The sequence below is a fragment of the Bradyrhizobium sp. IC4059 genome (genome assembly GCF_020193615.1).
GTDB lineage: Bacteria > Pseudomonadota > Alphaproteobacteria > Rhizobiales > Xanthobacteraceae > Bradyrhizobium > Bradyrhizobium yuanmingense.
Genome location: NZ_JADYVH010000003.1, coordinates 286,611 through 311,903, shown reverse-complemented (window position 1 = coordinate 311,903; position 25,293 = coordinate 286,611). Strand labels below are relative to the sequence as shown.

Here is a 25,293-nt window from a genome sequence, read left to right as displayed (position 1 = left end):
CGGATTGGCTTTGCCCCTATAAGGGAGCGCTATGACGCCTTTTGAGACCGCTCTTCAGGCGCTACGAGGTTTCCCGGCAGACCGGCCACAAGCTCCAGCAGAATCTCCTTGATCGCCTGCGCCGGTTCGGACAGCGGCAAGTGATCGGACTGGCACAGCGCCAGCGGGGCCTCGATCACCGGATCGATAATGCAGGATTGCCAGGCATCGCAGGACGAAGCGACCTGCCGTGCCATCGATTCGGGCAGGATGGTGGCGCCGAGTCCATCGGAGATCACGGCAGCCAGGGTGCTGGCGGATTCGATTTCCGCCACGACTTTCGGCACCTTGCCGATAGCCGCGAACGCGTCGTTCACCATCTTGCGGACCACATTGTAGGGACGCGCGAGGTAGAGTTCGGTGTCCACGAGCATCGCGAGCGGCACTTCGGCCGGTGGCGCCACCATGCTGCCGCGGCCGACAAGGTAGAGCGGCTCGCGCAGCAACGGCTGGAAGGCTAGACCGTGGACGGCAGTCTTGCCGCCGTAGAGAACCGCCAAGTCCATGCGGCCGTTCATTACGAGCTCGGAAAGCGTGGTGCCATAGGTCTCGTTCAAATAGAGCAGAATGCCGGGGTGCCGCGCCCGTACCGCCCGCAGCAGCGGCAAAGCCAGTCCTGCCGCGGCAGTCCCTGGCGCGAGTCCCACGGCCACGGCGCCGGAGATGTTCTTCGCGGCCGCATTCATGTCGGCACGCGCCTGGTCGCATTGCCGGAGGATGAGCTGGGCGTGGCGATACAGCACCTTTCCGGCCTCGGTCGGCACTACGCCGCTTTTGGTGCGCACCAGAAGCTGCTGACGCACCTCACCTTCCAGGGTCGCGAGCTGTTGACTGAGCGCCGGCTGCGCCACATGCAGCACATCGGCCGCTTGCGTCAGGCTGCCGACGTCGACGATCTTCACGAAATACTGCAGTCGCCTGAGATTCATGTCGTCTCCTCAGACCACCTTCTGCTCTGACCGGGAGCAGAGTATCCATAAGATATGCCTATCAGGCCAGATTGAACTCGTGTTGGCCAGCGGCCGGCTGTGTCTCTAGCGTCGCACCTCGCTTAGCCAGGGTCAATCACTATGAACCATCCTCGGATCTCCGCACGCGTGAAGCGCATCAAGCCTTCGCCCAGCTCGGCGGCAGCCGATCGGGCAACGACGCTGAAGCGGGAGGGCAAGAACATCGTCAGCCTCGTCGTCGGCGAGCCGGATTTCGATACGCCCGCGAACATTCGCGCCGCGGCCTCAAAGGCAATGGACAAGGGCGCAACCCGCTACACGATGTTGGCCGGCTCCGTCGATCTGCGCCAGGCGATTGCCGCGAAACTGAAGCGCGAAAACAATCTCGTCTACTCACCTTCCGACATCATCGTCACCAACGGTTGCAAGAGCGGCATCTACAGCGCGCTGGAGGCGACGATCGAGGCCGGCGACGAGGTGATCATCCCGGCGCCCTACTGGGTGTCGTACCCCGATATGGTGATTGCCTGCGACGGCGTTCCGAAGATTGTCGCGTGCCCGGAAAGCCAAGGCTTCAAGATCTCACCGGCGCAGCTCGAAGCGGCAATCACGGGCAAGACACGATGGCTGATCATCAACTCGCCTTCGAATCCGACAGGCGCGAGCTACTCAGCTGCGGAGTACCGCATGTTGGCCGAAGTCCTCGCACGGCATCCCCACGTACTTGTCATGACCGATGACATCTACGAACACATCCGCTTCGACGGCCGCGCAACGCCGCATTTGCTGAACGCTGCACCCGAGCTGGCGGACCGCGTGGCTGCGGTCAACGGCGTGTCGAAGACCTACGCGATGACCGGCTGGCGGATCGGCTGGATCGCCGGGCCCGCCGATCTGATCCGTGCGCTGAACACGCTGCTGTCGCAGGCAGCCGGCAACGCCTGCTCGATCAGCCAGGCCGCCGCTGTCGAAGCGCTCAACGGTGATCAGAGCTTCGTTTCCGAAAGCGTCGCGATTTACCGTACCCGCCGCGACCGCGTGCTGACGCGCATCAACCAGATCGAGGGCTTGAGCTGCCTGCCGCCCGATGGCGCGTTCTATCTCTACGTCAATTGCGCTGGCCTGATCGGTCGAACCACTCCGGCCGGGGCGCGCCTCGAAACCGACAGCGACGTCGCCATGTACCTGCTCGAAAGCGTTGGCGTTGCGGTAGTTCAAGGTAGCGCCTATGGGTTGTCGCCGTACTTCCGCATCTCGATCGCCACGTCGCTCGATGTGCTCGACGACGGCACCAATCGTATCGCTCGCGCTGTTTCCGAACTCCGCTGACACCCCCATCGAAAGCATCCCATGTCAGACGCCGGCATCGCAAAGAACCCCTCAGCCCCGCAAGTCGATCCTGCGGTGATCGCAAAACTGATGACTATTCCGGTCGCCTTGCTCAGCGATCAGTTGCACCGCAATTGCGGCAGCATCGGGCTAATCCCCTATCACTCACCGGCGCCGATGGCGGGCACCGCGGTGACGGTGAAGACGCGGGGCGGCGACAACCTCGCCATCCTGCGCGCCTACGACTTTTGTCATCCCGGCGACGTGATGGTTGTCGATGCCGGCGGCGATATCTCCAACGCACTGGTCGGCGGCATCATGACGTTGGGCGCGGCCTCGCTCGGGCTTGCCGGCATGGTGCTCGACGGCGCCATTCGCGATCTCGCGGAAATTCGTCAGCGCACTTTTCCCGTGTACGCGCGCGGTGTGACCCATCGCGGTCCCTACAAAGATGGTCCTGGAGCGATCAACGTCCCGATCACCGTCGGCGGCATGCCCGTGAACGCGGGCGACATCATCGTAGGTGATCAGGACGGCCTTCTTGCATTCCCACCCTCCCTGGCTGCAACGGTCATCGAGAAAGCACTGGCCCAGGAGCAAAAGGAACACGGTACCATCCACGCGATCCGTGAGGGCCGATGGGATCGCGCTTTCGTCGATGCGCTCGAGGCTCGTTGCGCGAACTGAGCGGCAATGACGACATTCTGATCGCGCGGCAGTCCGGGTTGCTCGCCTCAGTATCCTCGACGACGCGCACGGGGTCGAGCCAAGCGAGCGCAGCGCCGATGTCCTGCTTTGCCGTCCAGGCGCCCTCAACTGAACTTTCAAATCGAGCTTGGAAAGGCCGCCCATGTTCAAAGGTAATCTTTGGTCGGCCGCGCTCTCGCTGATCAGCGACATAAGCTGATGCCTGCTTCTTGATATCGGCGAGAGGTAGCGCCGCTTGCAGAACTCTTACACGCTCTGCGGCGAGCGCCTTGATCTGCGCTCGCAGGTTCGACACCGCTTGCGCCGGGGTTGCCTTCGTCCCCTCAGGCTTGGCGCGACTCGGCTTTGCCATCTCATAGGTCCCAGCCGCGCCCAAGAGCCAATGCTTGATGTTGGCGACGAGGTTCGCCAGATTTCGATGCTGCTCTTGAAGATCGGTGAGCCGCCCTTGAAGACGCGCTAGCTCTTGATCCATTGACGCCAGCTCGGATGCGGGAGCCGTACTACGCGCTCTGGAGAGTTCGGAAGCTCGGCGCGCGACCGAGGCGAAACGAGCGCGCGTTAATCATCGTTCTCGCAGCTTCGAAAAGCTCGCGTTCGACGAGCGGATCGAATGCATTGTACGCCCGAATCCACATGCCCGGTTCGTTGCGCACTCGCCTTTTCTTCAACTTGGAGGAACAACGATTCCAAACGTTGTCGCCGGCATATTTCTCATTGATCAGAAGTTGATGGACCGTACCCCTGGTCCAGGGACGCCCAAGATCGGTTGTGATACCCTGTTCATTGAGATCGGCAGCAATCTCTCCCTCGCTGCGACCCTCATGAACGAAAGCCTCGTAAACATTGCGGACGAGAGCGACTTCTTCCTGGGGGCCGAGGGTCAAGATCACGCGATCAGTCTGGATACTCTTTTGCTCGCCGCGCCCGAGAACTCCTTTGATCGCGCCACGTTCGTCGATCAAGGTTCGCCGCAAGCCAAATCCTGCCGCACCACCCTGACGGTAGCCCTTTTCGATCAGTCGCCCCTGACCCGCAAACACTTTGGTAGAAAGCTCGCGGCTATATTCGCCGGCCATCGCGCGCTTGACGCCTTTGACGATGGTCGAAATCGGGCTGCCGTCATTGTCAAATTGCTCCGCGCAGTACTCGACGGCGATGCCCGCGCGACGACAGATATATTCATAATAGGCGCTTTCGTCGGCATCCTGAAATCGGCCCCAGCGGCTGACATCATAGACAAGAACCAACGTGAAATCGCAGTTGCCGGATTGTACATCTTCGATGAGCTGTCGGAGCGCATCACGCCCCTCGATCTTCAAGCCGCTTTTTCCCGCGTCGACATATGTTCGTACAATCTTGATCCCGCGGGCTTCGGCATATTGCTTGATTGCGTCTGACTGATTTTCTGTCGAGTACTTCTGGTGGTCCGTCGACATGCGAACGTATTCTGCGGCCCAAATAGGACATTCCGGCTGTTCCAACTGGTTACTTTCGTAGAAGGTCCGGCTCGTCACAACTTGCGCCTTCTGATTTCCGGCAACGGAGGTCCCGGCGAATTTCCGCCACTGCGCAAGGAGCACGGTGACAGCCATAGGGCGGTCAAACAACTCATGCACCAAACCGACGCGAGCGAGAGAAGCGTCAAGCACTGGCTGTCGGCACAGCATGGCCCGGATACAGTGTATTTCCTACGTCTCGTGGTTTCGTCGCCCATCATCAGGGCTTTCGTTCTTGGTCTGATCGAAAGCCCGGCGGCACGTCCGCCATCCGATCCGGTTGATCGCTTCTCGCTCGCCACAGCTCGAAAGGCCTATGTCGCTGGCGAAGCCGCTGGCAGGAAGCCGCTAGCAATTGCGCAAAAAGATGACCCTGAACGTGTCCCTAAACGTGTCCCCATAAATGTCCCTGATCAAATTGAGCTCAGCGAACGACAACGCTGGTTTCTGGCACGTCTGGCGGAAGGAGGTCGGTGCGGCGCCAAGGAAATCGTAGCGGAATGGGAGGTATGTCTGAAAACTGCGCGTCGGGACATTGGTGCTCTTCAGAAAGCGCAAGTCCTTGAGTATGTCGGATCGCGCAGAAAAGGACGATATCGGCACAAACAGACGGCGTCGTAGCTACCGTGACGGCCACTGGCTTCATCGACGCTGCGGAGGAGAGCCAAGTCGTTGACACCCGCGATCTTCGCGGCTGTTCGATGTTTCCGCAGCTCGGCCCGGTAGCCCACCCTGAAGACATCACCAGCTTCGAAGTCGCTTCCAAACTGAGGAGTGAGCTTCAATGTTGATCATTGACGATGATGTTGTGAAGGCTGAGCTTGGGCTCAGTGAACTGCCCCGGGCTCAGTCCTAGTCCCATGAACGTAGCCTGGCCCGGCACCTCGCCAATAACACCGGCAACAATGGCTCACGGACGTCCGCATCGAGAATGCTCAAGCCGACGCTTGGCTAAGGATCTGCGCGATTGGGCAGGCCATCGAGAAGGAAGGCCGATGTCCCGATGACGTGTGGGACAAGGCAATTGCGTTGACGCGGTATTGGCGGTCCCCTTCTGCGTCATAGTCAATCACTTGGGAAGGGCCCGCACATCGGCTGCTGACGGACACTCTTGGCAAGCCGCAAGGCCCGCGGCGCCTTCTCAACCGCATTTATTGTTTAAAGGTGCGCGGCGAGGCTCTCGACAGTTGCTGCCCGATATCATCCTCTAACCGTGACGCCGCGCTCCCATACCGGCGCGCAGCGGATCACGCAAAAGGAGGCATCCATGTCCCGTTTGGAATTTCTCTTGGAGACGGCACAATACATCGTCGATTTTGCGCGTTCCCTCGCCGAGGGCCCCGCCGAGCCGCGGCTGGTGATCACCAGCGCTCTCGCGACGTCGGCGTTGATCGTTCTGATCGCTATTCGGTCGTACGTGCACGAGCGCAAGCAGCGTGCCTCGTGACGGCACCGGAGCGTTTTGTTGGCCGCGCTCGCGCGCCAGCTTCTCGGCCGCCGCGACGCTGCGGGCCTCGCGCACCACGCTACCGGCCGCCGCACAGAAGGCTGGCCCGTCGGCGACGCCGGTCTGCCTCTACCCGACACGTCCGAGCGGAATTCTCCCCTCGGGCGGAGTACCGGGTCGGCGCCAACGGATCGGCCCCGGGAAGCTATTGGCGATGCTCAAGACCCGTGCCTCATCCATTTCAAGAGCTATTTTTTGGGCGAGCATGACATCGCCCAGGACCAAGCCACCCACCGGAACGAAGCACCACCCTGTCCCGAGCCGCCCGTATTCGTCGATCTCGTTGACGTTGCCGGACGTTCCCAGCCGGATGCGGTACCGCTTTCCGGTATCGCACCCCACGACGTCGAAATATCCTTTCCTATCGAATTCGACCCTTTGCTGGGGCGAAAGCCAAGAACGCAGCAGTCGCAGCGCTCGACCCTGAACCGTTTTCTCCTCCTTTGCTGCTTGATAAAGCCTACCAACGGCCAAGCTCCGGTCGGTCCACGGGCCGATGCGACCGATCCTTTTCTTACCGGTGCTCACCCGCCCACTAGCCGCGGGAAGAACAATGTCTCTTCGGCCGTCGGATCGAACGCGGTGATCCGGGTTACCTCACCGGGCCGCTTCCGGACCGCCGCGGTATATCCTTTGCTGGTAAACTGGAGAAAAAGTCTTTCCGCCTCTACCAATGCTTCTGCATTGGAGTTGTCGAAGAAGTGCTGGCTGTCGCCGCTGTGATCCATCACGATTTGCACTGCCATGCTGAGACTCCCGATTGCACCTCATAAGCAATGTGGAGTCCGAGCCCTCGTTCCTAACTGACCCAATCGCCACTGGGACACCTTCTACGCTCTGCATCATGGGCATAGGACGGTGCAGTGGCTTTCTCCGACGTCCCTGACGATCGCCTCAGCTTGGTCGAGCTCGACCGAATATCGACATAACGGTGTCGGGCCATGGCGAGCAGTGCGGGGTTCTCAACCGATCGATTGCGTGCTGCCGTGCAGCGTGTCACTGCCGCACCTATGTTAAGTTCACCGCTTTGTGACCCGTGTACTAAAGACCCCCACGGGAGGCTGACCGGCTGGGCCTTTGTGTCGATCACAACGGGTTCGCGGAGATTGCGATCGACCACTGCAGGTTCCTTTGATTTTTCCCGGACTCTGTCAGCTAGTGAACACACGATCGGGCCCCAGCGAAGAACGGCCTTATGGATCGCTTATGACCCGTCACGGGCCGCTCGGCGTGCTTGCAAGCAAACGAGCAAACCGCCACCGATTTAGGACGGATTGAGCGCGAGCCGTGGAGCCGGATGAGCAGAACAGCGAAGTCACTCGCCGAGGTCGAGTATCGGGCAAAGCCGGCGCAGGTGCGGCACCCGCCTTTTAAGCACTACCCGGGGGCCTTTGACAGGGCGCGTGTGACAGCCTTGGCGACAAAACTATCGGCGGGAACAGGCGTTTACCGATCATGTCAGACGCATTCGACTATTTCCGCGCCTACGCCGTCCGAGCTCTTTGCAAGGCCCGATCGATGCCGAAGGGTCGGATGAAGCACCTGCAGCTTGTGGTCGGCCGGATCTATAACCTCCTCAAGAAGGAGGCGGCTTACGGCCCGAACACGCAACACCTGGAAGACTTCCGGGCAGCGCAGAAGCTCGAGAGATCTCTGGACAGTCGGCCCAACGACGACATGGCCCCTCGAACTCGCTTTGCCGCAACGAGTCCTCATCGCACCGGGCAGGAGGTTCGTTGAGTGACTTCCATCGACGCTCGGAACGTTACAGAACTCCTGCGGGAATATGCGCAGCGCACCGCGTTGCGTGGCGGCAACCCCTACCGGGCAAAAGCCTACTCTCGGGCCGCCGACAGCCTAGCGGCTATTGCCGTTCCTCTGGATGCGCTCATCGCCGAAGATCGTCTGACTGAGATTCCGGGTGTCGGCGATGCGATAGCCGACATCATCACCAAGCTTCACAAGACGGGCACTCACCCGAGCCTCGAAAAGCTGCGGAAGGAGATTCCCGAGGGGGTGCTCGAGATGCTTGCCGTTCCGGGTCTGCGTCCGGAGAAAGTGCTGCGCCTCTACAAGGATCTTGGCATCGGCTCGCTCGCGGAGCTGGAGGCCGCCGCCAAGGAGGACCGCATCAAGAAGGTCAAGGGGCTCGGAGCCGCGCTGCAGACCAAGATCCTGCAGAATCTGGCGATCGCCAAAAGCGGAGAAGGCCGCCTCCACCTGCACCGTGCCGCCGCTCTGCTTGCGCAGGCGAAGGATTCGATCCGAAAGGCCCATCCCGAGCTGAAGCGCGTGACGCTCGCAGGCGACTTCCGGCGCGGTTGCGAGCTCGTCCGCGAACTAACGATCGTTGCGGAAGCTCCCAGGGGTGGCAAGACATCGGAGCCTGCTCAGACCGATGGGCTGCGGATCCGCTTGTCCGACCGCAAACACTTCGGCGCCGCCCTTCTCTTCGCCACCGGCTCCACCGCTCACATCGAGCAGCTCCGAGAGATAGCCTCTAAGAAGGGAATGCGGTTGGAGGCCGACGGCTTGCACAAGGGCCGCCCGCTGATCGCCGGCGACGAACCCGACATTTACCACGCTCTCGGGCTGCCCTTCATTGATCCCGAGCTCCGGGAGGGGCGCAACGAGGTCGAGCTGGCTCTGAAGGGCAAGTTGCCGAAGCTCGTCACCGACCAGGATCTGCGCGGAATCCTTCACTGCCACACCGATGCTTCCGACGGCATCGAGACCCTGGAGTCGATGGCGAAGGCAACCCGCCAGCGCGGCTTCGAGTATTTCGGGGTCGCCGACCATTCGAAGTCCGCCCACTATGCCGGGGGTCTCTCCGTGGAAGAGATCGCGCAGCAGCACCGGGAAGCCGACCGGCTCAACAAGCGCTTCGGCAAGGATTTCCGGATCCTGAAAGGCATCGAGTCCGACATTCTGGCGGACGGGTCGCTCGACTATGACGACGAGGTGCTTGAACGCTTCGACTTCCTCGTCGCCAGCATCCATGGCCGCTTCAAGCTGGACCGCAAGGCACAGACGCAGCGCCTGCTTCGGGCGATCTCCCATCCTTGCACCACCATCATCGGCCACATGACCGGACGACAACTCCAGCGTCGACCTGGCTACGAAATCGACGTCGAGAAGGTGCTTCGGGCATGCGCGAAGCACGACGTCGTCGTCGAGATCAACGCTCATCCGTGGCGTCTTGACCTGGATTGGCGCTGGCACCAGGCCGCCCTCGAATTTGGCTGCATGCTGAGCATCAATCCGGACGCGCACTCGATTCCCGAGCTCGACCACATGCACTGGGGCGTCCAGATGGCCCGCAAGGGCGACGTCCCTGCCGACCGGATCCTGAACGCGATGACGTTGCCAGAAATCACGCGCTACCTGCGACAGAAGCGGCGCTCCCTCGCCCGCGCTGCCTGATGTCGCACGCGCACGACCTCTCGCTCGAGGGAAGGTGGTGGCGGTCGCCGCCGATCGCGGGCACCACTTCAGCAAGCCGTCACGGGATCAGATCGTGCTGGTTGAAGGCCGTGGCGTCGAAGGCGACGCCCACGCCGGCCCCTTCGTCGGGCACCGCTATCTCGCCCGGCGCCGACCCCGGCTTCCCAACCTGCGGCAGGTCCACCTGATCCCATTCGAGCTCTTCGCATCCCTCTCGAAGGCTGGTTTCGTGGTCGGAGCCGGAGAGCTCGGCGAGAACATCACCAATGCAGGCCTGGACCTCGAACGGATGCCGCTCGGGACTTCATCGAACTCGGGCCCACAGCCATCGTCGAGTTGACCGGCCTCCGGACGCCCTGTGTCCTGATAGACCGCTTCCGGGCGGGCCTTAAGCGGCGCGTGCACTCGTCGGCGGAAAGGGGCCCTGCATTCAGATGTGGGGTGCTGGGCGTGGTGCGGGTTGGAGGGGCGGTCGTGGCCGGCGATATCGTGCGGGTGCGCCTCCCGCCCACTTCGTTTCTGGCCCTACCGGGCCTGTAAGAGCTCGGTGCACAACTCGGCCGCCTGATGGCCGAATCGAAAAGCGGTCGGCAGATCGGGCCGGCATGACCGCAAACAAGGTAGCGGCGGTACGCTTTGGGGCTGGGGAGGCAATCGACAGTCCGGGACTATTAAGCCGCCGAGCTCCGCTGGCGGCTTTTTTCTTTGACTAGGAGGCGTTCGCCCTGGCTCGTTCGCGGGCTTCGCGGCGGCGTTCACGGCGTTCGCGCCGCAGCTTCGCACGGTCGGCGGGCTGCGTCAGTGGAGGAACCGCCGCTATTTCGGCTACCGGCGGGGTCGTCTCGCTGGCCGCCGCCGCTTGGATTGGCTCCGGCATCGGTCGGGCTTCCATAAATTCAAGCACTTCCCGCCCTTTGGAAGTCAGCCTCCAACCACCGCTTGTGCGTTCGATGAGCCCTTGTGACCAGATGTCGAGATCCGGCACCCGCGCCGCGAGGCGTCTGGTCCGGTCCGCCCAATCGCGTCCGCTGGTCGCCAGGATGGCCATGTCCCTCTTGAGGTCCTCCATCACGGCAAACCCATCCGGATATGCCACCAGGATCTTGAGGACCGTGACTTGGAAGTTCACGTCCGCCCCCCCGATCAACGCCACATCGTGGGCGCGTGCGAAAGGGCATCTCGCCCAATCTGCCTAAGCCTCTCGCGAGAGACTTCGCCCCCGGTTTCCAGGATCTTCGAAGCAACGTGCGTACGTGCGCCGATCTGTCGTCCTAAGACGCTTTCGCACACTTGATCAAGGACCGCGCGCAAAAGCGCGATGGTTGCCGTATCGAACATGAGGTGCCCCCAGAAGGGAAAATCCAATCTTAGCCCGGTTTTGCCGGCGTGTGGATTCGGGCATGTTAGCCTTTGTGGAAAATACGACCGAACTAGAAACGGGTGCAAGATTACGGGTGCCGATGCCCCGCCCGCAAACCTATTGGGTTCGAAGCCGCGTTCGCGCAAAACAACGCGCGGTAACGATTCACGACAACCCACTCTCACTGTAATTATCGTGTCTCACTGCAGGGGTGCAGTCCAGTCGTGGGGACAGCGCTAGCTTTAGGCGCCACCGCTGATGAACCACTTTTTTGTAGGCCCTCTTGATGACTCGCACATCCTTTGTCGCCAATGGGACCGCACACCGTTTAGCTAAAGGTGCCGAAGGCACTCGTCCCGCCCCTTCCATCCACAGCCCACAGTATTTGTCGATCGCGCCGCGAACAAATTCATTCGCAGCTGGAAACCCGGTCCGTTCGAAGCAACGGATCCGCATGGAGGAGGCGGACTCTAAGCTCATGCGGCCTTAGAGCGACGCCTCGTCGAGGGCAGAACGCGGCTTCGCCCAATCTCTCCATCGCTAGCCTAAGTTTGGCGAAAAGCGGCTCAGTCAGGCTTCTTGCTCCATTTCGCGCATTATACGCTCGTTTTCGGCGATCCGCTCTGTTTCGGCGGCTTTAGCTTCATCGCTGGTCCGCCAGCTGCCGGTCAGAATTTTCGGCAAAACGTCATCGAGCTGTGTCGGAAAACCGACAAAGGCGATGCGGCCGTCACGGTCGACCACGAACGAGGTGGGAATCCCGACAGACAAGCTGGCATCCAGCCAGAGCTTTTCCATTTCGCCTGTGTAGTCGAACCCGATCCGGTAATTGAGATTCGGTACCTTTTCAGTCAACCAGGCGTCCAACTTGTCTCGGGCCTCGTCCGCTGTTTGAGCGCGTTCAAGAGCCGCGAGTCCGAGGACCTCAATGCCGCTGTTTTTGTATTTCTCTTGCAACTGCACCAGTTCCGGGACCGCCGCGACACACGGTCCGCACCAAGTTGCCCAAAACTCGACGATGTACACCTTCCCAGGCTGGAAGCTCGAGAGGGGCTCGCCACGCAGCCAGTTCTCCACTTTTATCGGAGGAGCTGGAGATTCTAATCCGAGCACCATGTTACTCTCCAAAACTTAGTGCCCGACCTTGGGCGATTTTTTGTGTAGCTGATCTCTGATCGCAGGCGCGACCGGCTTGCCGCATGGGGGCTTCCCAGCGAGATCCGCGGCGAATGTCGGTGCCGCCGCTAAGCGCGAGGACGATCCAAGTCACAAGCAGGAAGGTTTTCCCTCATGAGGGGTTACATCCGTTCAAGGAAGCAGAGCTTCGGGTGGTGCGCATCTGTTTGCACCAGCACTCGTTCGCTATTGCCGCACTCCAGTAGCAAGGTCTGTGAGCAAGGTCTGTGCCATGTCGTCTGCGTGCATTGTCCTGAACCTATTTGCGGCGCACTTTCCCGAGGTTTGGACGATTTCCTGCATCGCATAGAATTTCACGGCGGAATTCACCTCAGGCGGGAGCTGATCATGCGATATGATCGAGTAGACGCCCACATCCTCGAGATTGTGCGAAAGAACAACCGCCTAACTTCCGAGGTGCTCGGCGAAATGGCCGGGCTTTCTGCTACCGCCCTGTCAACGACGACTGAAGAGGCTCCGCTCTGAGGGCATCATCGAAACCGACGTCTCAATCGTCTCGCCGAAGGCGGTGGGAAGACCTATTCAAATGCTTGTGCTGGTCACCCTGGAACGGGAGCGCGCCTCCCTTGCGAAATCGATCCTATCTGCCATTGCTACATGATGCGTTAGGGCGGCGGCAGTCCTAGACACGAGATCTTGCCGGATCGGATCGCATGACCAAGCGCTCACCCCTCTTGGATTCCGTGTCCAACGTCTGACACGGGACAAATTTGTCAGGTTCAAAACACCGGCTGCGTTTGGGGCGCCTTGGAGTTTTCAAAGCGTAATCAGGCGCTTGATGGGTGCTGACCGAGATGGCACGCTTGTTGCTATTTGGATGCAGAAACACGGAGTGAGGGCTGAGCGCACATCAGATGCGCAAAACGAGTGATGCTCTCCTTCTCTTGAAGGTGTGCTCCGTTTCTGAGAGAGACGGGCTAGCGCACAAAGTCGCGCAACGAGTGGCAATAGTTTTGGAGAACAACATGGTGCTGCGCATGGAGTCCCCGGCTCCTCCGATCAAGGTGGAGAATTGGCTGCGCGGCGAGCCCCTGACGAGCTTCCAGCCCGGGAAGGTGTACATCGTCGAATTTTGGGCAACTTGGTGCGGGCCATGTACGGCAGTGATGCCTCATCTAGTACAGCTGCAAGAGAAATACAAAGACAGCGGACTTGAGCTGCTCGGCGTCGCAGCTTACGAACAAGCTCCAACGGCGGACGAGGCCCGAACAAGCTTGGACGCGTGGTTGACCGACAAGTTCTCGAACCTGAACTTTCGGATCGGGTTCGACTCCACAGGCGAAATGAACAAGCTTTGGATGGATCCCAGCTTTTCTGTCGGGATTCCCACCTCGTTCGTCGTTGACCGTGACGGCCGCATCGCCTTTGTCGGTTTTCCGACACAGCTCGATGACGTCTTGCCGAAAATTCTTAACGGCAGCTGGCGCACCAGCGATGAAGCTAAAGCCGCCGATACAGAGCGGATCGACAGCGGACGGCGCGAAATGCGCGAAATGAAGCGCAAGCGGGCGCTGATTGAGCCTATACTCGCCAAGCTTCAGCCGGCGATGGAGGCGGAGGATTGGGCAAAGGCGCTTTCGACGGTTGAAGAGGCCGTCGCGGTGATGCCGGACGATCTCCGCTTCCGCGCGCTCCATGCGGAACTGTTGCTTCACAAACTGCGCAACTTGCAGACCGGCTTGCCGGTTTTGAGGCAATTCGCTCGCGACGCGATCGACAAAAACGATGAGCAGTGGATGGAGTGGGCGCTGCGCCAACTCTTTGATCCGGCGAATGACAACTCCCACTTCCCGTCTGCCGAGCGCCTCGCGATGGGCAAAGAGTTGTCCGAACACATTCTTGCGCTGAATCCTCCGCAAGGGGACGGTGGCTTTAAGTACCTGTCCTATGGGACGGTCGCTCAGTATTATTATGAGAGCGGCAACAAGGATCGCGCGATCGAATTGATCGAGGTGGCGTTGAACTCGCTAGGAGGTCCTGAGCCTATCCCCGACGAAATGAAACAGGACGTCATGTCGACGTTGGTCGAAGCGCTGGCCAACTACAAGGGTGAGAAGGCTTGCTATGGGACTGTTTGTGCAACTCCGCAAGACGGGTTTCCGACAGCGTCAAAGCGCAGGCAACGGAGCAAACAACAAAAAGAAGGGTGAGTGTCGGAATTGCTCGCTGGCCATCATCCATTTCTCTGGCGGCCAGTGGTCGTTCAAGGTTCATCCAGATTTGCACCTTGCCTCGGCTGGAGTGTTCCTTCGATCAAGATTTCAACATTGCCGCCGGCGCCTGTTAAATGCCGCGCCTTGACGAGCAAGGCCTAGATGATGCGCGGCAAATCTTGTTAGCGAGTGCCACGGATGCGACCATGATCGGTCGTCTTTGCAGTCCGAATGCAGAGCGGCGCATTCAACTCGTCAAGCAACTTGAATCAAGGTCGCACCAACGATCAGCAACGTCCGAAGTCGTCCATTCCGCCCTTTGATGTCGCCCCAAGCCGCTGCGTTTGGACACCGACAACGAAAACCTCGTCCCGCCTAGCGGGCCGGTTGTCAGTTCGGCAACAAAGTGTCACCAAGTGGACGATACGTAGGGTCAGAAAAACGAAAAATCAACAATCTTCAACGCCTCTTGCCTTGTTCACGGCGTCGGTACCGATCGCTTGTGAGCCCGAGATGGTTGGCGACTTCGAGCAAAGGCACGGAGACTGGCTGTGTCGCGAACTGACGTAGAGCGATTCGTCGACGATCTGGGGAACGAGGGTGTCTGCTCGAACGCGTAAAACCAACTGCTACCGGCCTTGCATCGATTGTCGCGATCCGAAAGAGCCTCGGCTACAGCTTCACACTTGATGAAGCTAACAGTTGCATTCGAGCTCGACAGAAGTTGACGACTAAACGGCTCGCCGGTGGCACTGTTTATTCGAGTGATACGATCTCGACCGGCGCTGTGCAGGCCGTTGCGGAGGTGGCCACGAGCGGCGCGCAAGCCGCGGAAGCGGCCGCTGCCCACGCCAACGCAGTTGATCTCGTTGCAGTTGTTGTGGTTGTTATTGTTGCGGTCGTGACCGAGGTCTGACATGGCTTCGCTCCGACCCGCATCGGCGGGTTGCTCGAGGAGGCCATGAGTGCGATGAGAACATGAAGTAAGCTTCGTCAAATGACACACGCTGCCGCCGAACACTACCGACAGATTTTTGACCGGCGCACCTCGGAGCAACTGTGCACGCTGTCGCACCTCAAACGCTTCATGGAGCGGTTAGTCGGTGATGTGGAGTTCCGCAGGGCACTCGCGGAGGCAATCGCCACCCCTCGAGCGGTAACAGAGCGGTACGGCATCAAAGTGGATCCAATGGAGGTGCTGCCGCTCTGGCGCGGTGGCTACCAACAATACCGCTTCAAACCGGAGTCTGCGCCGTGGCCGCAGGCTGTGATGTGGGATGAGTATCTCCGCGAGATGTTGCGTCATCGCGACCTCTTGCGCGACGAAGGCGAGATGTCAACGATCAATCCTCGCTTTCATGCCTGGTGCGAACGGCAAATCCGGCGGTGCAATGACCAAGCGTCAGCGGAGGATGGCAGCCAGGCGACTTTCTTATTTCGCGAGGAATGACGGCGCAGCCGGCAGGGGAAGAAAGTCGATCGGCGCCGTTGCCCCAAAGGCGGTCGAGGCGTCAGCCGTCATTCGGCCAGATCAATCCATCGAAGAGGCCGTTTGGTTGCGCGCGGTCCGAACAGAGCTGACATCAAGGAGGACGTGGCGATCTGCGAGTCCACTGAAAGAGTTGGCTCAACCGAATCCAATGGTGATGAGCTCTCTTTATTGCAGGTGGACGGATCTCCGCTTCCACGATCGCGCGTCGACAGCACACCACATTCACGAGAGCGGCTGGCCGTATCTGTGATCCGTCGCCGTTTGGTCGATGCCGCATACGACCGCCACGAAACTGCCACTCTGCGATGATCGGTCGAGGCTCGACGCTTGGGCCGCTCTGAGTGTAGCTCAAAGATAACAATCACGAGCACGCTGGATGCCTGATCCGCCCTTTCAATGTGACCTATCGGCCGGCGCGAGGCCTTTCCCTGAACGGCGCAGAGGTCACGACATATTAGCCGTGCAGCCCGGGGAGGATCTCGTGCAGGACGGCACCCGTTAAGAGCTCGAGGGAGAAAAAGAATCGGATTAGCGACAATAGCAACCTCGAAGACAGAACCATCGAAGCGATACGCACTGTCGCGAGGCCCTCGCCGTGGTCGACGGCCTGGAGCGAAAAGAACATTCCGCGCATCGAGCGCTGACCAGGATACTGCCTGAATTGGGGCGCGCCTTACGCAGCCAAGACACGCGGTGTCTTAAGAATAGCCGTAAGATCGGCTCGGCAGCTGTCTCGCGGCAGAACGAAGCGTGGGCCAACCTAACTGAGGCGACCGCACGTTTGAATTCAGCCCGCTCGACTTTGGCCGCCCTCGAGCGCCAACTGGGACATCTTCCAAATGTCTCAAGAGCGCGAGATTCGGACTAGCTCAAAGAACGCCAGGACGTCGAGCCCCGCCTCATCCTAGGCGGAGATTTTCTGCGGCTTGTTTGCCGCTGAGGTTCGTCACCAGCTCGTAGCTGACCTTCGCGCCTTCAACAAGCGAGGTATAGCCCGCCTTCTCTACCGCAGAGATGTGCGCGAAAACATCTTTGCCACCATCGTCCGGCGCAATGAATCCATAGCCTTTCGTCGGATTGAACCACTTAACAGTCCCTAACGCCACGTCATTTGCTCCAAAAGAAAAAACACCTTCTCATCTAAATCAATGAAGGACCGTGCGGCAAGTCTCTGCGCGAGGTGGCAAGGGATCTGTTGTCTCGCCTGGTCGTAGGCCTTGGAATGCCCGGCGTGATCGTCGTGCGAAGTACAAGCACCTTGAAATCCGCCGATATTCAAGAACGACGACGCGAAGGTCACATTTTCTTCGAAAACCGCGTGCTAACTGTCGCTTGGTTGTCGCGGCCGGATGTACGCCGTGGCATCAACGGGAGCCCCGGCTTTCATGCCGGGGTCTTTCGTTTTCGGCGCGAGAAGTCCGGTCAAATCAAGATGCCTTTTGTGTAGCTTGATTTGAGTAGGATCATGACGCCTCGCAGCCCACCGCGACAATTCTGTTTTGATCTGCAGGAACCGTCCGGGGCAGAGCGAAAAGCCGAGTAGTAGGCAGACATGGCGCAGAATATTTACGACGATCCCGATTTCTTCGCTGGCTACGGCCAGTTGCCCCGACAGGTGCATGGGCTGGACGGCGCCCCTGAATGGCCCGCGATCCGGGCTATGCTGCCCGATCTGGGCGGCAAACGTGTCGTCGATCTGGGATGTGGCTTCGGCTGGGCCTCGCGCTGGATGCGCGAGCAGGGCGCGGCCTCGGTTCTGGGTCTGGATCTGTCGCAAAACATGATCGAGCGTGCCAGGAGAGACACAGCGGATACGGCCATCGAGTATCGCATCGCCGATCTCGACACGCTGGACCTACCTGAGACGGCTTTCGACCTCGCCTACAGCGCGCTGACCTTTCACTATGTTCAGGATTTTGGCCGCCTCGTGCATGTGATCCGCAAAGCACTGGTTCCTGAAGGGCATTTTGTCTTTACGATTGAGCATCCGATCTTCATGGCAGCGGCGCATGCGCACTGGATTTCCGATGAGGAGGGCCGCAAAACTTGGCCGGTCAATCGATATTCCGTCGAGGGTGAACGTCGGACGGACTGGTTCGCCAAGGGCGTTCTGAAATACCACAGGACGCTTGGCACTACCCTGAATACGCTGATCAGCGCGGGTTTTCAGATTCGGCAGGTCGAGGAGTTTGCCCCGACACGCGAGCAGATTCAGCAGGTGCCGCAATTGGCCGAAGAACTGGAGCGTCCTATGATGCTGATTGTGTCTGCGTCCACATCGATCGCCGGTAGTGCTTCGAAGCCTTTGTAATATACGGTCTGACTAGGTCTTGCCGGCCAGTACTGATGTCAGCCCCGCGTCACGCGTTGTCTTGCTGGTTCGTCTGCGGCCATCCCGGTGAAGCGAACCAAGGCCGTGTTGCTGACGGCAACGGTCCCGACGACTGCGAAAACCGTCTGCCACGGGGGTGAAGATATCCCCATCTGGGCGATTCCGTGCGTCGCGCTGTAAGCGGCGAAGGTAGCAGGCGCGACATAGATGAGGATGATCAAGATTCTAAGCCAAGTCCATGGGAGGAAGGCGAGCGCGAGTTGGCCAATGCAAATGGTTGCACCGCCCGCCATGAGCCTTGCTACTGCGCCACCGAGCACTCCGGCGCCGGTGTGGAAGGTCCAGGTGCCGATCGTCAGGCCAACGAAGAAGGGCAGTGCGAAGACAGCGAGCGTGAACAGCAGCCAGCAAGCAGATGCCGACGAGGCAAGCAGTGGTCCGAAGATGATCATGGTGGTGGTCTCCGTGAGATAAAAGTCTGACGGTCGCGCCTTCCATACGTGATCGGCTAGAATGGATAGTGAGTCGATGTGCGGTTGGGCGGCCGATCTGGCGGAGTTCAAAGGGCACACCAACCGCTCGCTGATCACCATGCTGGAGATTGCCGGATGTGGTGCTGCTGCACGACGGAGGAACGGGCAACGAAGGCGAAGCCTGGCGCATCGTTCCGCGTTTCCTTGAGCAGCGCCTTCTGATTGGTGCCGAGCAGGCGCAAGTAATTCGTTCTGCCACGATCCATGAAACGCAAAAAATTTGCGTGATAAACAATCTGGCCGGCGTCGGTATCTTCAAAGTAGACACGGACCTGCATGTAGTGCCGTCCGTCTCGAACTTTGCCGTCAAGAGAGACTGTCACAGCGCGGTTCCTCTTATTGCGCGTACAGGGACACTTGTCTCACACAGAGGCGGTCTTCTGAGCAAGCGCCAAAATCTTGAGCTTGGCTCGAGCTGCCGGAAGCTGAGTCATGGGCCTGAATGCGGCAGGCGTTGCGCTGCTGACGTCGACTTCGGACGAATATATCGAAGATCTATCGTCAACGCGTATTGCGGGCATCCAACCACAGCGCGCACAAGAACGTAAGCGGAGTTCTGCTGCTGCCGAAGCCGCATCTCTGGGATTTCGCGATGAGCGATGGCAGCCCCTTTCATCGGCAATCCATAGACCAACTATCCACTTCCCAAGGACTCTCTACCACTGCGTATTACATGGTGGACAACGAGGGCATCCGTCGCATCGGGCGACGGTGTTGCGTCGGATCGGACCGACGGCAGCACGCGCACGCCGCCGCATCCCGCGCGTTCAGGCCGGCGCACATTAGCCTCCTCCCGCAGCGTCGCTGCGGTAGCGGCTCGTCGAGGTCTGGTAGTACTGCGCGCGGATGGTCGCCATGGCCTCGATCAACGGTGCCCAGGGCGCGGGAAAGCGTTCTTTGGCTATCACCCGATCCAGCATGCGCGTATGCCCGGCCAGCTCGTCGTTGAGGAACTCCACCACAGGCATAGCCGGATAGCGCTGCAGCAGCAGGATCGCCGCGTTGTCGGCTTCGCCGGCCGAGCTGTCCATGTCGCGTCCATGCAGATCGTTCTGCAGACGCCCTATCACGGAGATGAGCCGCAGGACCTGGCGAAACGCCGGACGCACGCGCAAGGTCGCCATGTCCAGTCCCCACAGCAACGACAGGCAACAGAACACGTTCGCGTAGGCGATCGAATCGATGCCGTTGTGCAGGTACTCGGCGTAGGACCAGCGTCCAGCCCCTGCCGCCTGTGCGTGTCCAGCGCGCAGCGCCGCGCAGTAGCACCGGGTATCGTCGAGAAGCTGAGCATAGTCGCGACGATCGTAGGCGAGCGCGGCCAGCGAAGCGCGCAGCACAGCGCACCCCTCGAATCCGGGGAGCGCGCACGGCACGCCCTGCCCCAGTGCCTGCTCCACCGCGGCGAGCTGCTCCGGCGCGATCAGGCCAAGGTCGTAGCAATCGTCGAGCCAGAACAGCAGCGCCAGTTCGCGATAGAACGCCACGGTCAGCGTTTCGTCCTGCGGATCGCGGCCGGTGCGGGCGCTGATATCGTGCAGGCTCGGGTGGATGCGCTGCAGGATGTACTGGCCGCCCCTGACCGCTTCGACGGCGTGCTCATCGGCGAACCCGGTCAGGGAACGCCCCCACTCCAGCACCTGCTGCAGCGCGCGTTCAGTCTGAATCATGGCGCCGCTCCTGTTCGCTCGGCCAGGACGCGCCGCCCCCAACCAAGCGCCAGCCACAACCCGGCGAGTTCGGCCACGCGCACGACCCGGGTGGGGCAATACAGTTCCTTGCCAATCCACAGCGGAGTCTGCGGCAATGCATGCGCCGCATGGCGGGCGAGCATCCACTCCAGCGCACGCGCCACCGCCTGCGCAATGCGCCGCCGCCCTGCCGGCTCTTCGCTCCCGTCCATCACGTGCAAGGCGAACAGCGCATAGGCAGTTTCCTCGAATGTGGACGCGCGACCGGCGCCCCAGCCGCCGTCGTCGCGCTGCGCCTGCAGCAGCGCCGCCAGCGCGCGCTCGTCGCGCCACCGCGGCTTGCCTTGCGCCAGCGCTGCGACCGCATGCGCGGTGGGATACAGCCACGAAACGTGCCATTTTTCGTTGTCCCAGAGACCGTGCGGGTTGCGATTGGCCTCGACGTAGGCGCTGGTGCCGGCGGCGGGCTTTCCCAACAGTCGCAACGCATGCAGGGCATGGATGTTGGTCGACACCGAGGCATTGCGCTCGCCGGGGAAGGTGACGAACAGCTCGCCGATTTCGAAATGGCGCAACGCATCGAACGCCCGGGCGCGGCCTGCAAGGCGCAGGACGCACAACGCAACGGCGGTGTCGTCCGCATCTGCCGCGAAGTGCACGGCCGGGCCCAGACCGCGCACGCCCAGGCAGGCATCGAGCTGCGCGACGATCACGCGCACCGCCCCGGCGAGCGCGGGATGCGCGAACAGACCGGCCAGATGCAAGGTGTACAGCGACCAGCATGGCTCGAACACATTGATCGGCCAGACGTTGGGAACGACACCTTCGATGCCGCTGCGCGTCGCTCGCGATGCCGCCTGCAGATACGCGTCGGCGCGCCCGACCTGCGGCGTGCTCCCCTGTGTCACGGCGTGCGCACGCCACGCGGCGGTGGCCGCCGGACTGATGCCGATGCTGCCGTCATCATCTGGCCATGCGGTGGTCGGCGACGCCCCCCAGGCTTCCCAGGAGTGCAGCAACGGATGGCCGCTCGGCAACGTCGCCACGGCCCCCAGCTTGACCCGCGCTTGCCGCAACGGCAACAGCGCCGGGTGGCGCGGAAACGCCTCGCCGCCCGGCAAGGATGTGGCCTCTTCGCAAAACCGCGGCAGGATGAGCTCCGCGCCGATCGGCGCGTCGTCCGGCACCGCATGCGCATAGGGATCGGGCTGGCGCTGGAGGAACCGCGTTGCAGCCTGGACAGCGTCGGCAGCGCCGGGAAGAGAGTCGACACGCTGCAAAGCCAGCAACGCCGCCCACGTCGGCGCATGACGGAACAGCGGGAAGTCCGCGCTTCCCCATCCGCCATCGGCCTGTTGCTGCGCGATGAGCCACGCGTATGCGTCCTGGCGACCGGTGACGTTGCCGTGGAACTGCAGAGCTCGCGCCGTGTCGTAGACGGATGGACCGACGCTGCCGCCATCGCGCATCTCGCTTAGCAGGTGGCGCAATTCGGAAAGGATCTGTTCAGCCAGCGCGTTCACGCGGGATGTTCCTTCTGCAGACGGTTGACGGGAACCAGATCGGGCAGACGCCGCGCACGTCGCCGCAGGCCCGTCGCGGGCCGTGCTGGGCAACCGCTGCGATCGGCGCCGCGGACTCGGACACAGTGCAGCATGCACCGCTGCCGCCGGCCGATCGCACCGGCACAGGGCCGACGCCATGCGGACGGGTGCGCTCATGCGCATGGCGCGTGCTTGAACAGATACGCGTTGGCCCGCTGCAGGATCTGCGCTAACCGTTCCGCACGCGGCCCCAACGGGGCGACGGCCTCCCCCGCGTCGCGCAACAGATCCAGCACGAACTGGCGCGCTGCCTGCAGCCCCATGATCGACGCGCAGGTCGGCTTCCGCGCCGCCGCGTCCTTGCCGGGGGTCTTGCCCAGCGTCGCGGTATCCGCTGTCGCGTCGAGAATGTCGTCGATCACCTGCAAGGCCAGGCCGAAACAGGCGCTGTAGCGATCGAGCGCACAGTACAGCGCAGCGTGCGCGGCATCCTCCGCGATGGCGCATAGCGCGCCCATGCGAACGGATGCGCGCACTAGCGCTCCGCACTTCATCCGGTGCATCACCAGGATCCTGTCCAGCTCGACGTGCTTTCCAACCAGCGACAGATCCATGGCCTGCCCGCCCGCGGCACCCTCGGCGGACACCGCCTGCGCCAGTTCGCGCACGAGCGCGATACGGTTGTCGCCCGGCGCATCCAGGCTCGCCAGGGTCAGGAAGGCGTGCGCCTGCAGCGCATCGCCGACCAGGATCGCGGTGGCTTCGCCGAACTTGACGTGCACGGTCGGAAGGCCGCGGCGAAGCACGTCGTCGTCCATCGCGGGCAGATCGTCGTGGACCAACGTACAGGCGTGCATCATCTCGATGGCGGCACCGACGTCGTCGAGGATGTGCGCCGGCGTGTCGGCCAGTGCGCCGGCAGCCAAACAGAGCAAGGCGCGCGTGCGCTTGCCGCCATGCAAGGTGGCGTAGCGCATCGCCGCCATCAGCTCGGTCTCACCGTCGTCTTCGGCGCAGAGAAGACGCGCCAGCGCCTGTTCGACCCGCTTTGCGCCGTCCTGCATCCAGATCTCGGGCAGCAGCCTGCCGGATGCGCCGCGTGCCTGCGCGCCCAATCCGCCGTTCGCGGAAACGCCAGCTCGGTCGTCGTGTGGCGTGGAACCGGTCTGCATGTTGTTCATGTCCTTGTACCTGCCAGGAGACGGCCACGGCGAGCGGCGAGCCGCCGCGGTGTTGCGGGCCTCGCACCGAGCGCGCGGGCCGAGTGCAGCAATGCCGCGCGTCGCCGGCACCGCTGCCTCACCACACGGGGCATGCGATGCCAGCTCATGAGAATCCGATGCGGATAGTCATGGACGGATGTGCGGTCGGGTAATAGCGCCGGCCTTTTTCGACGCCGCTCAGCAACCGCGGTCGCACCCCGGCCTCGTGCATGGTCAGCGCCAAGGCGATACAGAACTGCACCAGTTCCAGCCATGCCAGGTGGTAGCCCATGCAGACGTGTGGGCCGGTACCGAACTGCAGCATGTCCACCGGCCGGATGGGTTCGGTGCGTTGCAGCCACCGCGCCAGCCGAAACTGATCGGGCGCCTCGTGCAGCAGCGCCGAGGTCGAGAAATGCAGCAGCGGGATGCACAGATCGGTGCCCGCAGGAATGCGCCGTTGGCCGAGTCGCAATTCACGCAGTGCGCGACGCACTAGGAGCGGCGTCGGCGGATGCACGCGCAGCGTCTCGCGGAACAGCGCCTCGGCGACCGGACACTGCACCAGGTCCGCGTGCCGGGTCGGCACCCCGCCTACGCGTTGCGCCTCCTCGACCAGGGCGTCCCACAACCCAGGCTGCCGCGCTAGCTCGATCACCATCCAGGCCATCGTCGAGGCGGTGGTGTCGTGACCACCAAGCAGCAGCAAGCGGATATTGGCGACCAGAACGTCATCGGAAAGCGCATCGTCGCTGCGATCGAAGGCGCTCACCATGTCGTTGATCAACCCGGTGCGCGAGGCATGTTCGCGCGCGGCGCGGACGAACTCGCGCAACCGCGCATCGATCCAGTCGCGGGCGGCACGGCCGCGCCGCAAGGGCAGTCCGGGCAGGTCGACCGGGGGCGCGATGATCAACTGCAGCAGTTGCCGGTACTTGCGATGCCATCCCGGCAGGTCCTGCGCGGGGATTCCCATGAGACTGAAGATGAGCTTGAGCATCAGATCGCCGGTTTCGCGCAGGATGGTGACGTCGCCCTGGTCGCGCCACCTCTGCACGCGCGCCCGGATGACAGGCGCGAACAGCTCGCCGATGCCGGCCTGTGTCAGCCCCTTGGGCAGAAGCGCCGCCTGGATCGCATCGCGCGCCTGCCGGTGCGCGATGCCGTCCTGGGCGACCAACGTTCCGCCAAACAATTCGGGCGCGATGTCTTCGATCAGCGCCGAGGACACGTCCTTGTGCCGGAGCAGTGCGAGAGCATCCGGATCCATGCAGGTCATCAGGTGGCCGACAGGGCCAAAATCCAGCCAGAACTGGCTACCCAGCGTCCGTTCCGCGCGCCGCAGCAGGCGCGGCAGGTCTCTGGCGATGGCGGGAAGATGCCCGACCAGCGGGAAAGCGCCGGGCACGACCGGGATGTCGTGCCGCAGCCGATGCCGACGGTTCAGCGGGTTGAGCAGCATGTCCATCAGCAGCGCGGCGTCGCGTCCGCTTCGGCGGTCTCGCCGGCAGGCCGCGCGGCGCGGCTGTTGCCACCGTCGGCGTACGTCGGCACATGCGCCAGCATGCCGCCATCGATGCACACGACCTGGCCGGTGATGAACGCAGCATCGTCGGAGAGCAGGAACGCCACCAGCGCGGCCACGTCCTCGGGGCGGCCGACGCGCGGCAGGAGCTGGTGGCGCCGCAGATGCAGTTGCATGCACGCGTTCAGCTTGGCGAGGAGTCGCTCAGTCATGATGAGACCCGGCGCAACCGCATTGCAGCGGATCTGCGCATGACCGTACTGGGTGGCGAGTGAGGCCGACAGCATGTTCATCGCCGCCTTCGACGCGGCGTAGGATGTCAGCGCGGTGTCACCGCTGAGCCCCTGGCACGACGACATGTTGACGACCGCGCCACCGCCGCGGGCGATCATCCGGGGGATGGCCTGCCGGCAGCAGAGCAGCGTGCCACGCAGATTGGTCGCCATGGTCTGATCCCAGACCGCTAGGTCCAGCTCAAGGATCGCGCGGTCGCGCGGGGTCAGATGCATCGCGCTCGCGTTGTTCACCAGCAGGTCGACCCCACCAAAGTGCCGCTCCGCCGTCTCGAACAGCGCTGCCACCGCCTGCGCATCGGCGATGTCGATCGCCAGGGCGAGCGCGTGGCCCGCTTCGGCCGCGATCTGCGCGGTGCAGGCGATAGCCGCCGAGCCCTCAATGTCGGCCACCACCACTCTGCCGCCCTCGCGCGCGATGGCGAGGGCGCATGCCTTGCCGATGCCGGCGCCGGCGCCGGTCACCACGGCCACTTTGCCTTCAAACCGTCCCAT

At 61.9% G+C, this 25,293-nt stretch carries 26 protein-coding genes and 2 pseudogenes; 13 read left to right on the top strand and 15 right to left on the bottom strand.

The window, feature by feature from the left end; genetic code table 11:
- Window positions 1–29 precede the first annotated feature (29 nt).
- Window positions 30–968, bottom strand: a complete 939-nt coding sequence (gene nac / locus I6F12_RS11710) for a nitrogen assimilation transcriptional regulator NAC (protein ID WP_225156324.1) — start codon at window positions 966–968, stop codon at window positions 30–32.
- A 141-nt stretch (window positions 969–1,109) separates the two neighbouring features.
- Here nac and I6F12_RS11705 point away from each other — a divergent pair, with 141 nt between their 5' ends.
- Entirely contained in the window at window positions 1,110–2,318 is a 1,209-nt protein-coding gene (locus tag I6F12_RS11705) for an aspartate transaminase (RefSeq protein ID WP_225156322.1), read from the top strand.
- A 21-nt stretch (window positions 2,319–2,339) separates the two neighbouring features.
- Window positions 2,340–3,005 (top strand): RraA family protein, encoded by a 666-nt coding sequence (locus tag I6F12_RS11700; protein ID WP_225156320.1) that lies wholly within the window; start codon window positions 2,340–2,342, stop codon window positions 3,003–3,005.
- Between the two features lie 524 nt (window positions 3,006–3,529).
- Here I6F12_RS11700 and I6F12_RS11695 read toward each other — a convergent pair.
- A complete protein-coding gene (locus I6F12_RS11695) occupies window positions 3,530–4,621 on the bottom strand; it encodes a recombinase family protein (protein WP_345944162.1) in 1,092 nt (363 codons plus the stop codon).
- An 18-nt stretch (window positions 4,622–4,639) separates the two neighbouring features.
- Between I6F12_RS11695 and I6F12_RS11690 the strand changes: the two genes are divergently transcribed.
- Together I6F12_RS11690 and I6F12_RS11685 are read left to right on the top strand one after the other, a co-directional pair.
- Window positions 4,640–5,146 carry a hypothetical protein gene (locus I6F12_RS11690; protein WP_225156318.1) on the top strand — a complete coding sequence of 169 codons (507 nt, stop codon included), beginning with the start codon at window positions 4,640–4,642 and terminating at the stop codon, window positions 5,144–5,146.
- Window positions 5,147–5,792: 646 nt separating this feature from the next.
- A complete protein-coding gene (locus I6F12_RS11685; RefSeq protein ID WP_225133382.1) occupies window positions 5,793–5,972 on the top strand; it encodes a hypothetical protein in 180 nt (59 codons plus the stop codon).
- A 129-nt stretch (window positions 5,973–6,101) separates the two neighbouring features.
- Here I6F12_RS11685 and I6F12_RS11680 read toward each other — a convergent pair whose 3' ends face one another.
- Window positions 6,102–6,560, bottom strand: a complete 459-nt coding sequence (locus tag I6F12_RS11680) for a hypothetical protein (RefSeq protein ID WP_225156316.1) — start codon at window positions 6,558–6,560, stop codon at window positions 6,102–6,104.
- Window positions 6,557–6,778, bottom strand: a complete 222-nt coding sequence (locus tag I6F12_RS11675; protein ID WP_225156314.1) for a hypothetical protein — start codon at window positions 6,776–6,778, stop codon at window positions 6,557–6,559. Before I6F12_RS11675 ends, I6F12_RS11680 begins: the two co-directional genes overlap by 4 nt.
- A gap of 787 nt (window positions 6,779–7,565) precedes the next feature.
- Between I6F12_RS11675 and I6F12_RS11670 the strand changes: the two genes are divergently transcribed.
- The 3 genes from I6F12_RS11670 to I6F12_RS11660 are packed head-to-tail and all read left to right on the top strand — an operon-like array spanning window position 7,566 to window position 9,816.
- Window positions 7,566–7,772: a hypothetical protein gene (locus I6F12_RS11670; protein ID WP_225125090.1), complete on the top strand. Its 207-nt coding sequence runs from the start codon at window positions 7,566–7,568 to the stop codon at window positions 7,770–7,772.
- Window positions 7,773–9,455, top strand: coding sequence for a DNA polymerase/3'-5' exonuclease PolX (locus I6F12_RS11665; RefSeq protein ID WP_225156311.1), 1,683 nt, complete (start codon window positions 7,773–7,775; stop codon window positions 9,453–9,455).
- 37 nt (window positions 9,456–9,492) lie between these two features.
- On the top strand, window positions 9,493–9,816 hold the full coding sequence (locus tag I6F12_RS11660; protein WP_225125086.1) for a hypothetical protein: 324 nt from the start codon (window positions 9,493–9,495) through the stop codon (window positions 9,814–9,816).
- A gap of 369 nt (window positions 9,817–10,185) precedes the next feature.
- Here the strand turns inward: I6F12_RS11660 and I6F12_RS11655 are convergent, their stop codons facing one another.
- The 3 genes from I6F12_RS11655 to I6F12_RS11645 form a co-directional block, all read right to left on the bottom strand.
- Complete coding sequence (locus I6F12_RS11655; RefSeq protein ID WP_225133385.1) at window positions 10,186–10,605, bottom strand: hypothetical protein; 420 nt, start codon at window positions 10,603–10,605, stop codon at window positions 10,186–10,188.
- A 14-nt stretch (window positions 10,606–10,619) separates the two neighbouring features.
- On the bottom strand, window positions 10,620–10,814 hold the full coding sequence (locus I6F12_RS11650; RefSeq protein WP_225156309.1) for a hypothetical protein: 195 nt from the start codon (window positions 10,812–10,814) through the stop codon (window positions 10,620–10,622).
- Window positions 10,815–11,406: 592 nt separating this feature from the next.
- Window positions 11,407–11,952 (bottom strand): TlpA disulfide reductase family protein, encoded by a 546-nt coding sequence (locus I6F12_RS11645; protein ID WP_225156307.1) that lies wholly within the window; start codon window positions 11,950–11,952, stop codon window positions 11,407–11,409.
- Window positions 11,953–12,360: 408 nt separating this feature from the next.
- Here I6F12_RS11645 and I6F12_RS11640 point away from each other — a divergent pair.
- The 4 genes and pseudogenes from I6F12_RS11640 to I6F12_RS11625 all read left to right on the top strand — a co-directional run.
- Window positions 12,361–12,595, top strand: a pseudogene (locus tag I6F12_RS11640) (winged helix-turn-helix transcriptional regulator); the annotation flags it as partial.
- Window positions 12,596–12,998: 403 nt separating this feature from the next.
- Window positions 12,999–14,183 (top strand): TlpA disulfide reductase family protein, encoded by a 1,185-nt coding sequence (locus tag I6F12_RS11635; RefSeq protein ID WP_225156305.1) that lies wholly within the window; start codon window positions 12,999–13,001, stop codon window positions 14,181–14,183.
- A 727-nt stretch (window positions 14,184–14,910) separates the two neighbouring features.
- Entirely contained in the window at window positions 14,911–15,102 is a 192-nt protein-coding gene (locus I6F12_RS11630; RefSeq protein WP_225156303.1) for a hypothetical protein, read from the top strand.
- Window positions 15,103–15,183: 81 nt separating this feature from the next.
- The gene (locus I6F12_RS11625) at window positions 15,184–15,636 is read left to right on the top strand and encodes a hypothetical protein (RefSeq protein ID WP_225126531.1); all 453 of its coding nucleotides are present in this window, start codon (window positions 15,184–15,186) and stop codon (window positions 15,634–15,636) included.
- Between the two features lie 941 nt (window positions 15,637–16,577).
- Here I6F12_RS11625 and I6F12_RS11620 read toward each other — a convergent pair.
- Window positions 16,578–16,784, bottom strand: a complete 207-nt coding sequence (locus tag I6F12_RS11620; RefSeq protein WP_225156300.1) for a cold-shock protein — start codon at window positions 16,782–16,784, stop codon at window positions 16,578–16,580.
- Between the two features lie 116 nt (window positions 16,785–16,900).
- On the opposite strand from I6F12_RS11620, the gene I6F12_RS11615 reads away from it, so the two are divergent.
- Window positions 16,901–17,125 carry a hypothetical protein gene (locus I6F12_RS11615; RefSeq protein WP_225156299.1) on the top strand — a complete coding sequence of 75 codons (225 nt, stop codon included), beginning with the start codon at window positions 16,901–16,903 and terminating at the stop codon, window positions 17,123–17,125.
- 105 nt (window positions 17,126–17,230) lie between these two features.
- On the top strand, window positions 17,231–17,989 hold the full coding sequence (locus I6F12_RS11610) for a class I SAM-dependent methyltransferase (RefSeq protein WP_225156297.1): 759 nt from the start codon (window positions 17,231–17,233) through the stop codon (window positions 17,987–17,989).
- 38 nt (window positions 17,990–18,027) lie between these two features.
- Here the strand turns inward: I6F12_RS11610 and I6F12_RS11605 are convergent, their stop codons facing one another.
- From I6F12_RS11605 to I6F12_RS11575, 7 genes and pseudogenes are all read right to left on the bottom strand, one after another.
- On the bottom strand, window positions 18,028–18,462 hold the full coding sequence (locus I6F12_RS11605) for a hypothetical protein (protein WP_225156295.1): 435 nt from the start codon (window positions 18,460–18,462) through the stop codon (window positions 18,028–18,030).
- 179 nt (window positions 18,463–18,641) lie between these two features.
- Window positions 18,642–18,866: pseudogene (locus tag I6F12_RS11600) on the bottom strand (4-hydroxybenzoyl-CoA thioesterase); the annotation flags it as partial.
- Between the two features lie 459 nt (window positions 18,867–19,325).
- Window positions 19,326–20,213 carry a hypothetical protein gene (locus I6F12_RS11595; RefSeq protein ID WP_225156292.1) on the bottom strand — a complete coding sequence of 296 codons (888 nt, stop codon included), beginning with the start codon at window positions 20,211–20,213 and terminating at the stop codon, window positions 19,326–19,328.
- On the bottom strand, window positions 20,210–21,757 hold the full coding sequence (locus I6F12_RS11590) for a hypothetical protein (protein ID WP_225156290.1): 1,548 nt from the start codon (window positions 21,755–21,757) through the stop codon (window positions 20,210–20,212). The genes I6F12_RS11595 and I6F12_RS11590 overlap by 4 nt, the downstream gene beginning before the upstream one ends.
- A gap of 194 nt (window positions 21,758–21,951) precedes the next feature.
- Window positions 21,952–22,950, bottom strand: coding sequence for a polyprenyl synthetase family protein (locus I6F12_RS11585; protein WP_225156566.1), 999 nt, complete (start codon window positions 22,948–22,950; stop codon window positions 21,952–21,954).
- Window positions 22,951–23,104: 154 nt separating this feature from the next.
- Complete coding sequence (locus tag I6F12_RS11580; protein WP_225156288.1) at window positions 23,105–24,448, bottom strand: cytochrome P450; 1,344 nt, start codon at window positions 24,446–24,448, stop codon at window positions 23,105–23,107.
- The gene (locus I6F12_RS11575) at window positions 24,448–25,293 is read right to left on the bottom strand and encodes an SDR family oxidoreductase (RefSeq protein ID WP_225156286.1); all 846 of its coding nucleotides are present in this window, start codon (window positions 25,291–25,293) and stop codon (window positions 24,448–24,450) included. Before I6F12_RS11575 ends, I6F12_RS11580 begins: the two co-directional genes overlap by 1 nt.

Coding starts and splice junctions, on each gene's coding strand:
- nac (WP_225156324.1), bottom strand. CDS start 968: ATGAATCTCAGGCGACTGCAGTATTTCGTGAAGATCGTCGACGTCGGC.
- I6F12_RS11705 (WP_225156322.1), top strand. CDS start 1,110: ATGAACCATCCTCGGATCTCCGCACGCGTGAAGCGCATCAAGCCTTCG.
- I6F12_RS11700 (WP_225156320.1), top strand. CDS start 2,340: ATGTCAGACGCCGGCATCGCAAAGAACCCCTCAGCCCCGCAAGTCGAT.
- I6F12_RS11695 (WP_345944162.1), bottom strand. CDS start 4,621: ATGGCTGTCACCGTGCTCCTTGCGCAGTGGCGGAAATTCGCCGGGACC.
- I6F12_RS11690 (WP_225156318.1), top strand. CDS start 4,640: ATGCACCAAACCGACGCGAGCGAGAGAAGCGTCAAGCACTGGCTGTCG.
- I6F12_RS11685 (WP_225133382.1), top strand. CDS start 5,793: ATGTCCCGTTTGGAATTTCTCTTGGAGACGGCACAATACATCGTCGAT.
- I6F12_RS11675 (WP_225156314.1), bottom strand. CDS start 6,778: ATGGCAGTGCAAATCGTGATGGATCACAGCGGCGACAGCCAGCACTTC.
- I6F12_RS11670 (WP_225125090.1), top strand. CDS start 7,566: ATGAAGCACCTGCAGCTTGTGGTCGGCCGGATCTATAACCTCCTCAAG.
- I6F12_RS11650 (WP_225156309.1), bottom strand. CDS start 10,814: ATGTTCGATACGGCAACCATCGCGCTTTTGCGCGCGGTCCTTGATCAA.
- I6F12_RS11645 (WP_225156307.1), bottom strand. CDS start 11,952: ATGGTGCTCGGATTAGAATCTCCAGCTCCTCCGATAAAAGTGGAGAAC.
- I6F12_RS11635 (WP_225156305.1), top strand. CDS start 12,999: ATGGTGCTGCGCATGGAGTCCCCGGCTCCTCCGATCAAGGTGGAGAAT.
- I6F12_RS11625 (WP_225126531.1), top strand. CDS start 15,184: ATGACACACGCTGCCGCCGAACACTACCGACAGATTTTTGACCGGCGC.
- I6F12_RS11615 (WP_225156299.1), top strand. CDS start 16,901: ATGCCCGGCGTGATCGTCGTGCGAAGTACAAGCACCTTGAAATCCGCC.
- I6F12_RS11610 (WP_225156297.1), top strand. CDS start 17,231: ATGGCGCAGAATATTTACGACGATCCCGATTTCTTCGCTGGCTACGGC.
- I6F12_RS11605 (WP_225156295.1), bottom strand. CDS start 18,462: ATGATCATCTTCGGACCACTGCTTGCCTCGTCGGCATCTGCTTGCTGG.
- I6F12_RS11595 (WP_225156292.1), bottom strand. CDS start 20,213: ATGATTCAGACTGAACGCGCGCTGCAGCAGGTGCTGGAGTGGGGGCGT.
- I6F12_RS11585 (WP_225156566.1), bottom strand. CDS start 22,950: ATGCAGACCGGTTCCACGCCACACGACGACCGAGCTGGCGTTTCCGCG.
- I6F12_RS11580 (WP_225156288.1), bottom strand. CDS start 24,448: ATGGACATGCTGCTCAACCCGCTGAACCGTCGGCATCGGCTGCGGCAC.
- I6F12_RS11575 (WP_225156286.1), bottom strand. CDS start 25,293: ATGGGACGGTTTGAAGGCAAAGTGGCCGTGGTGACCGGCGCCGGCGCC.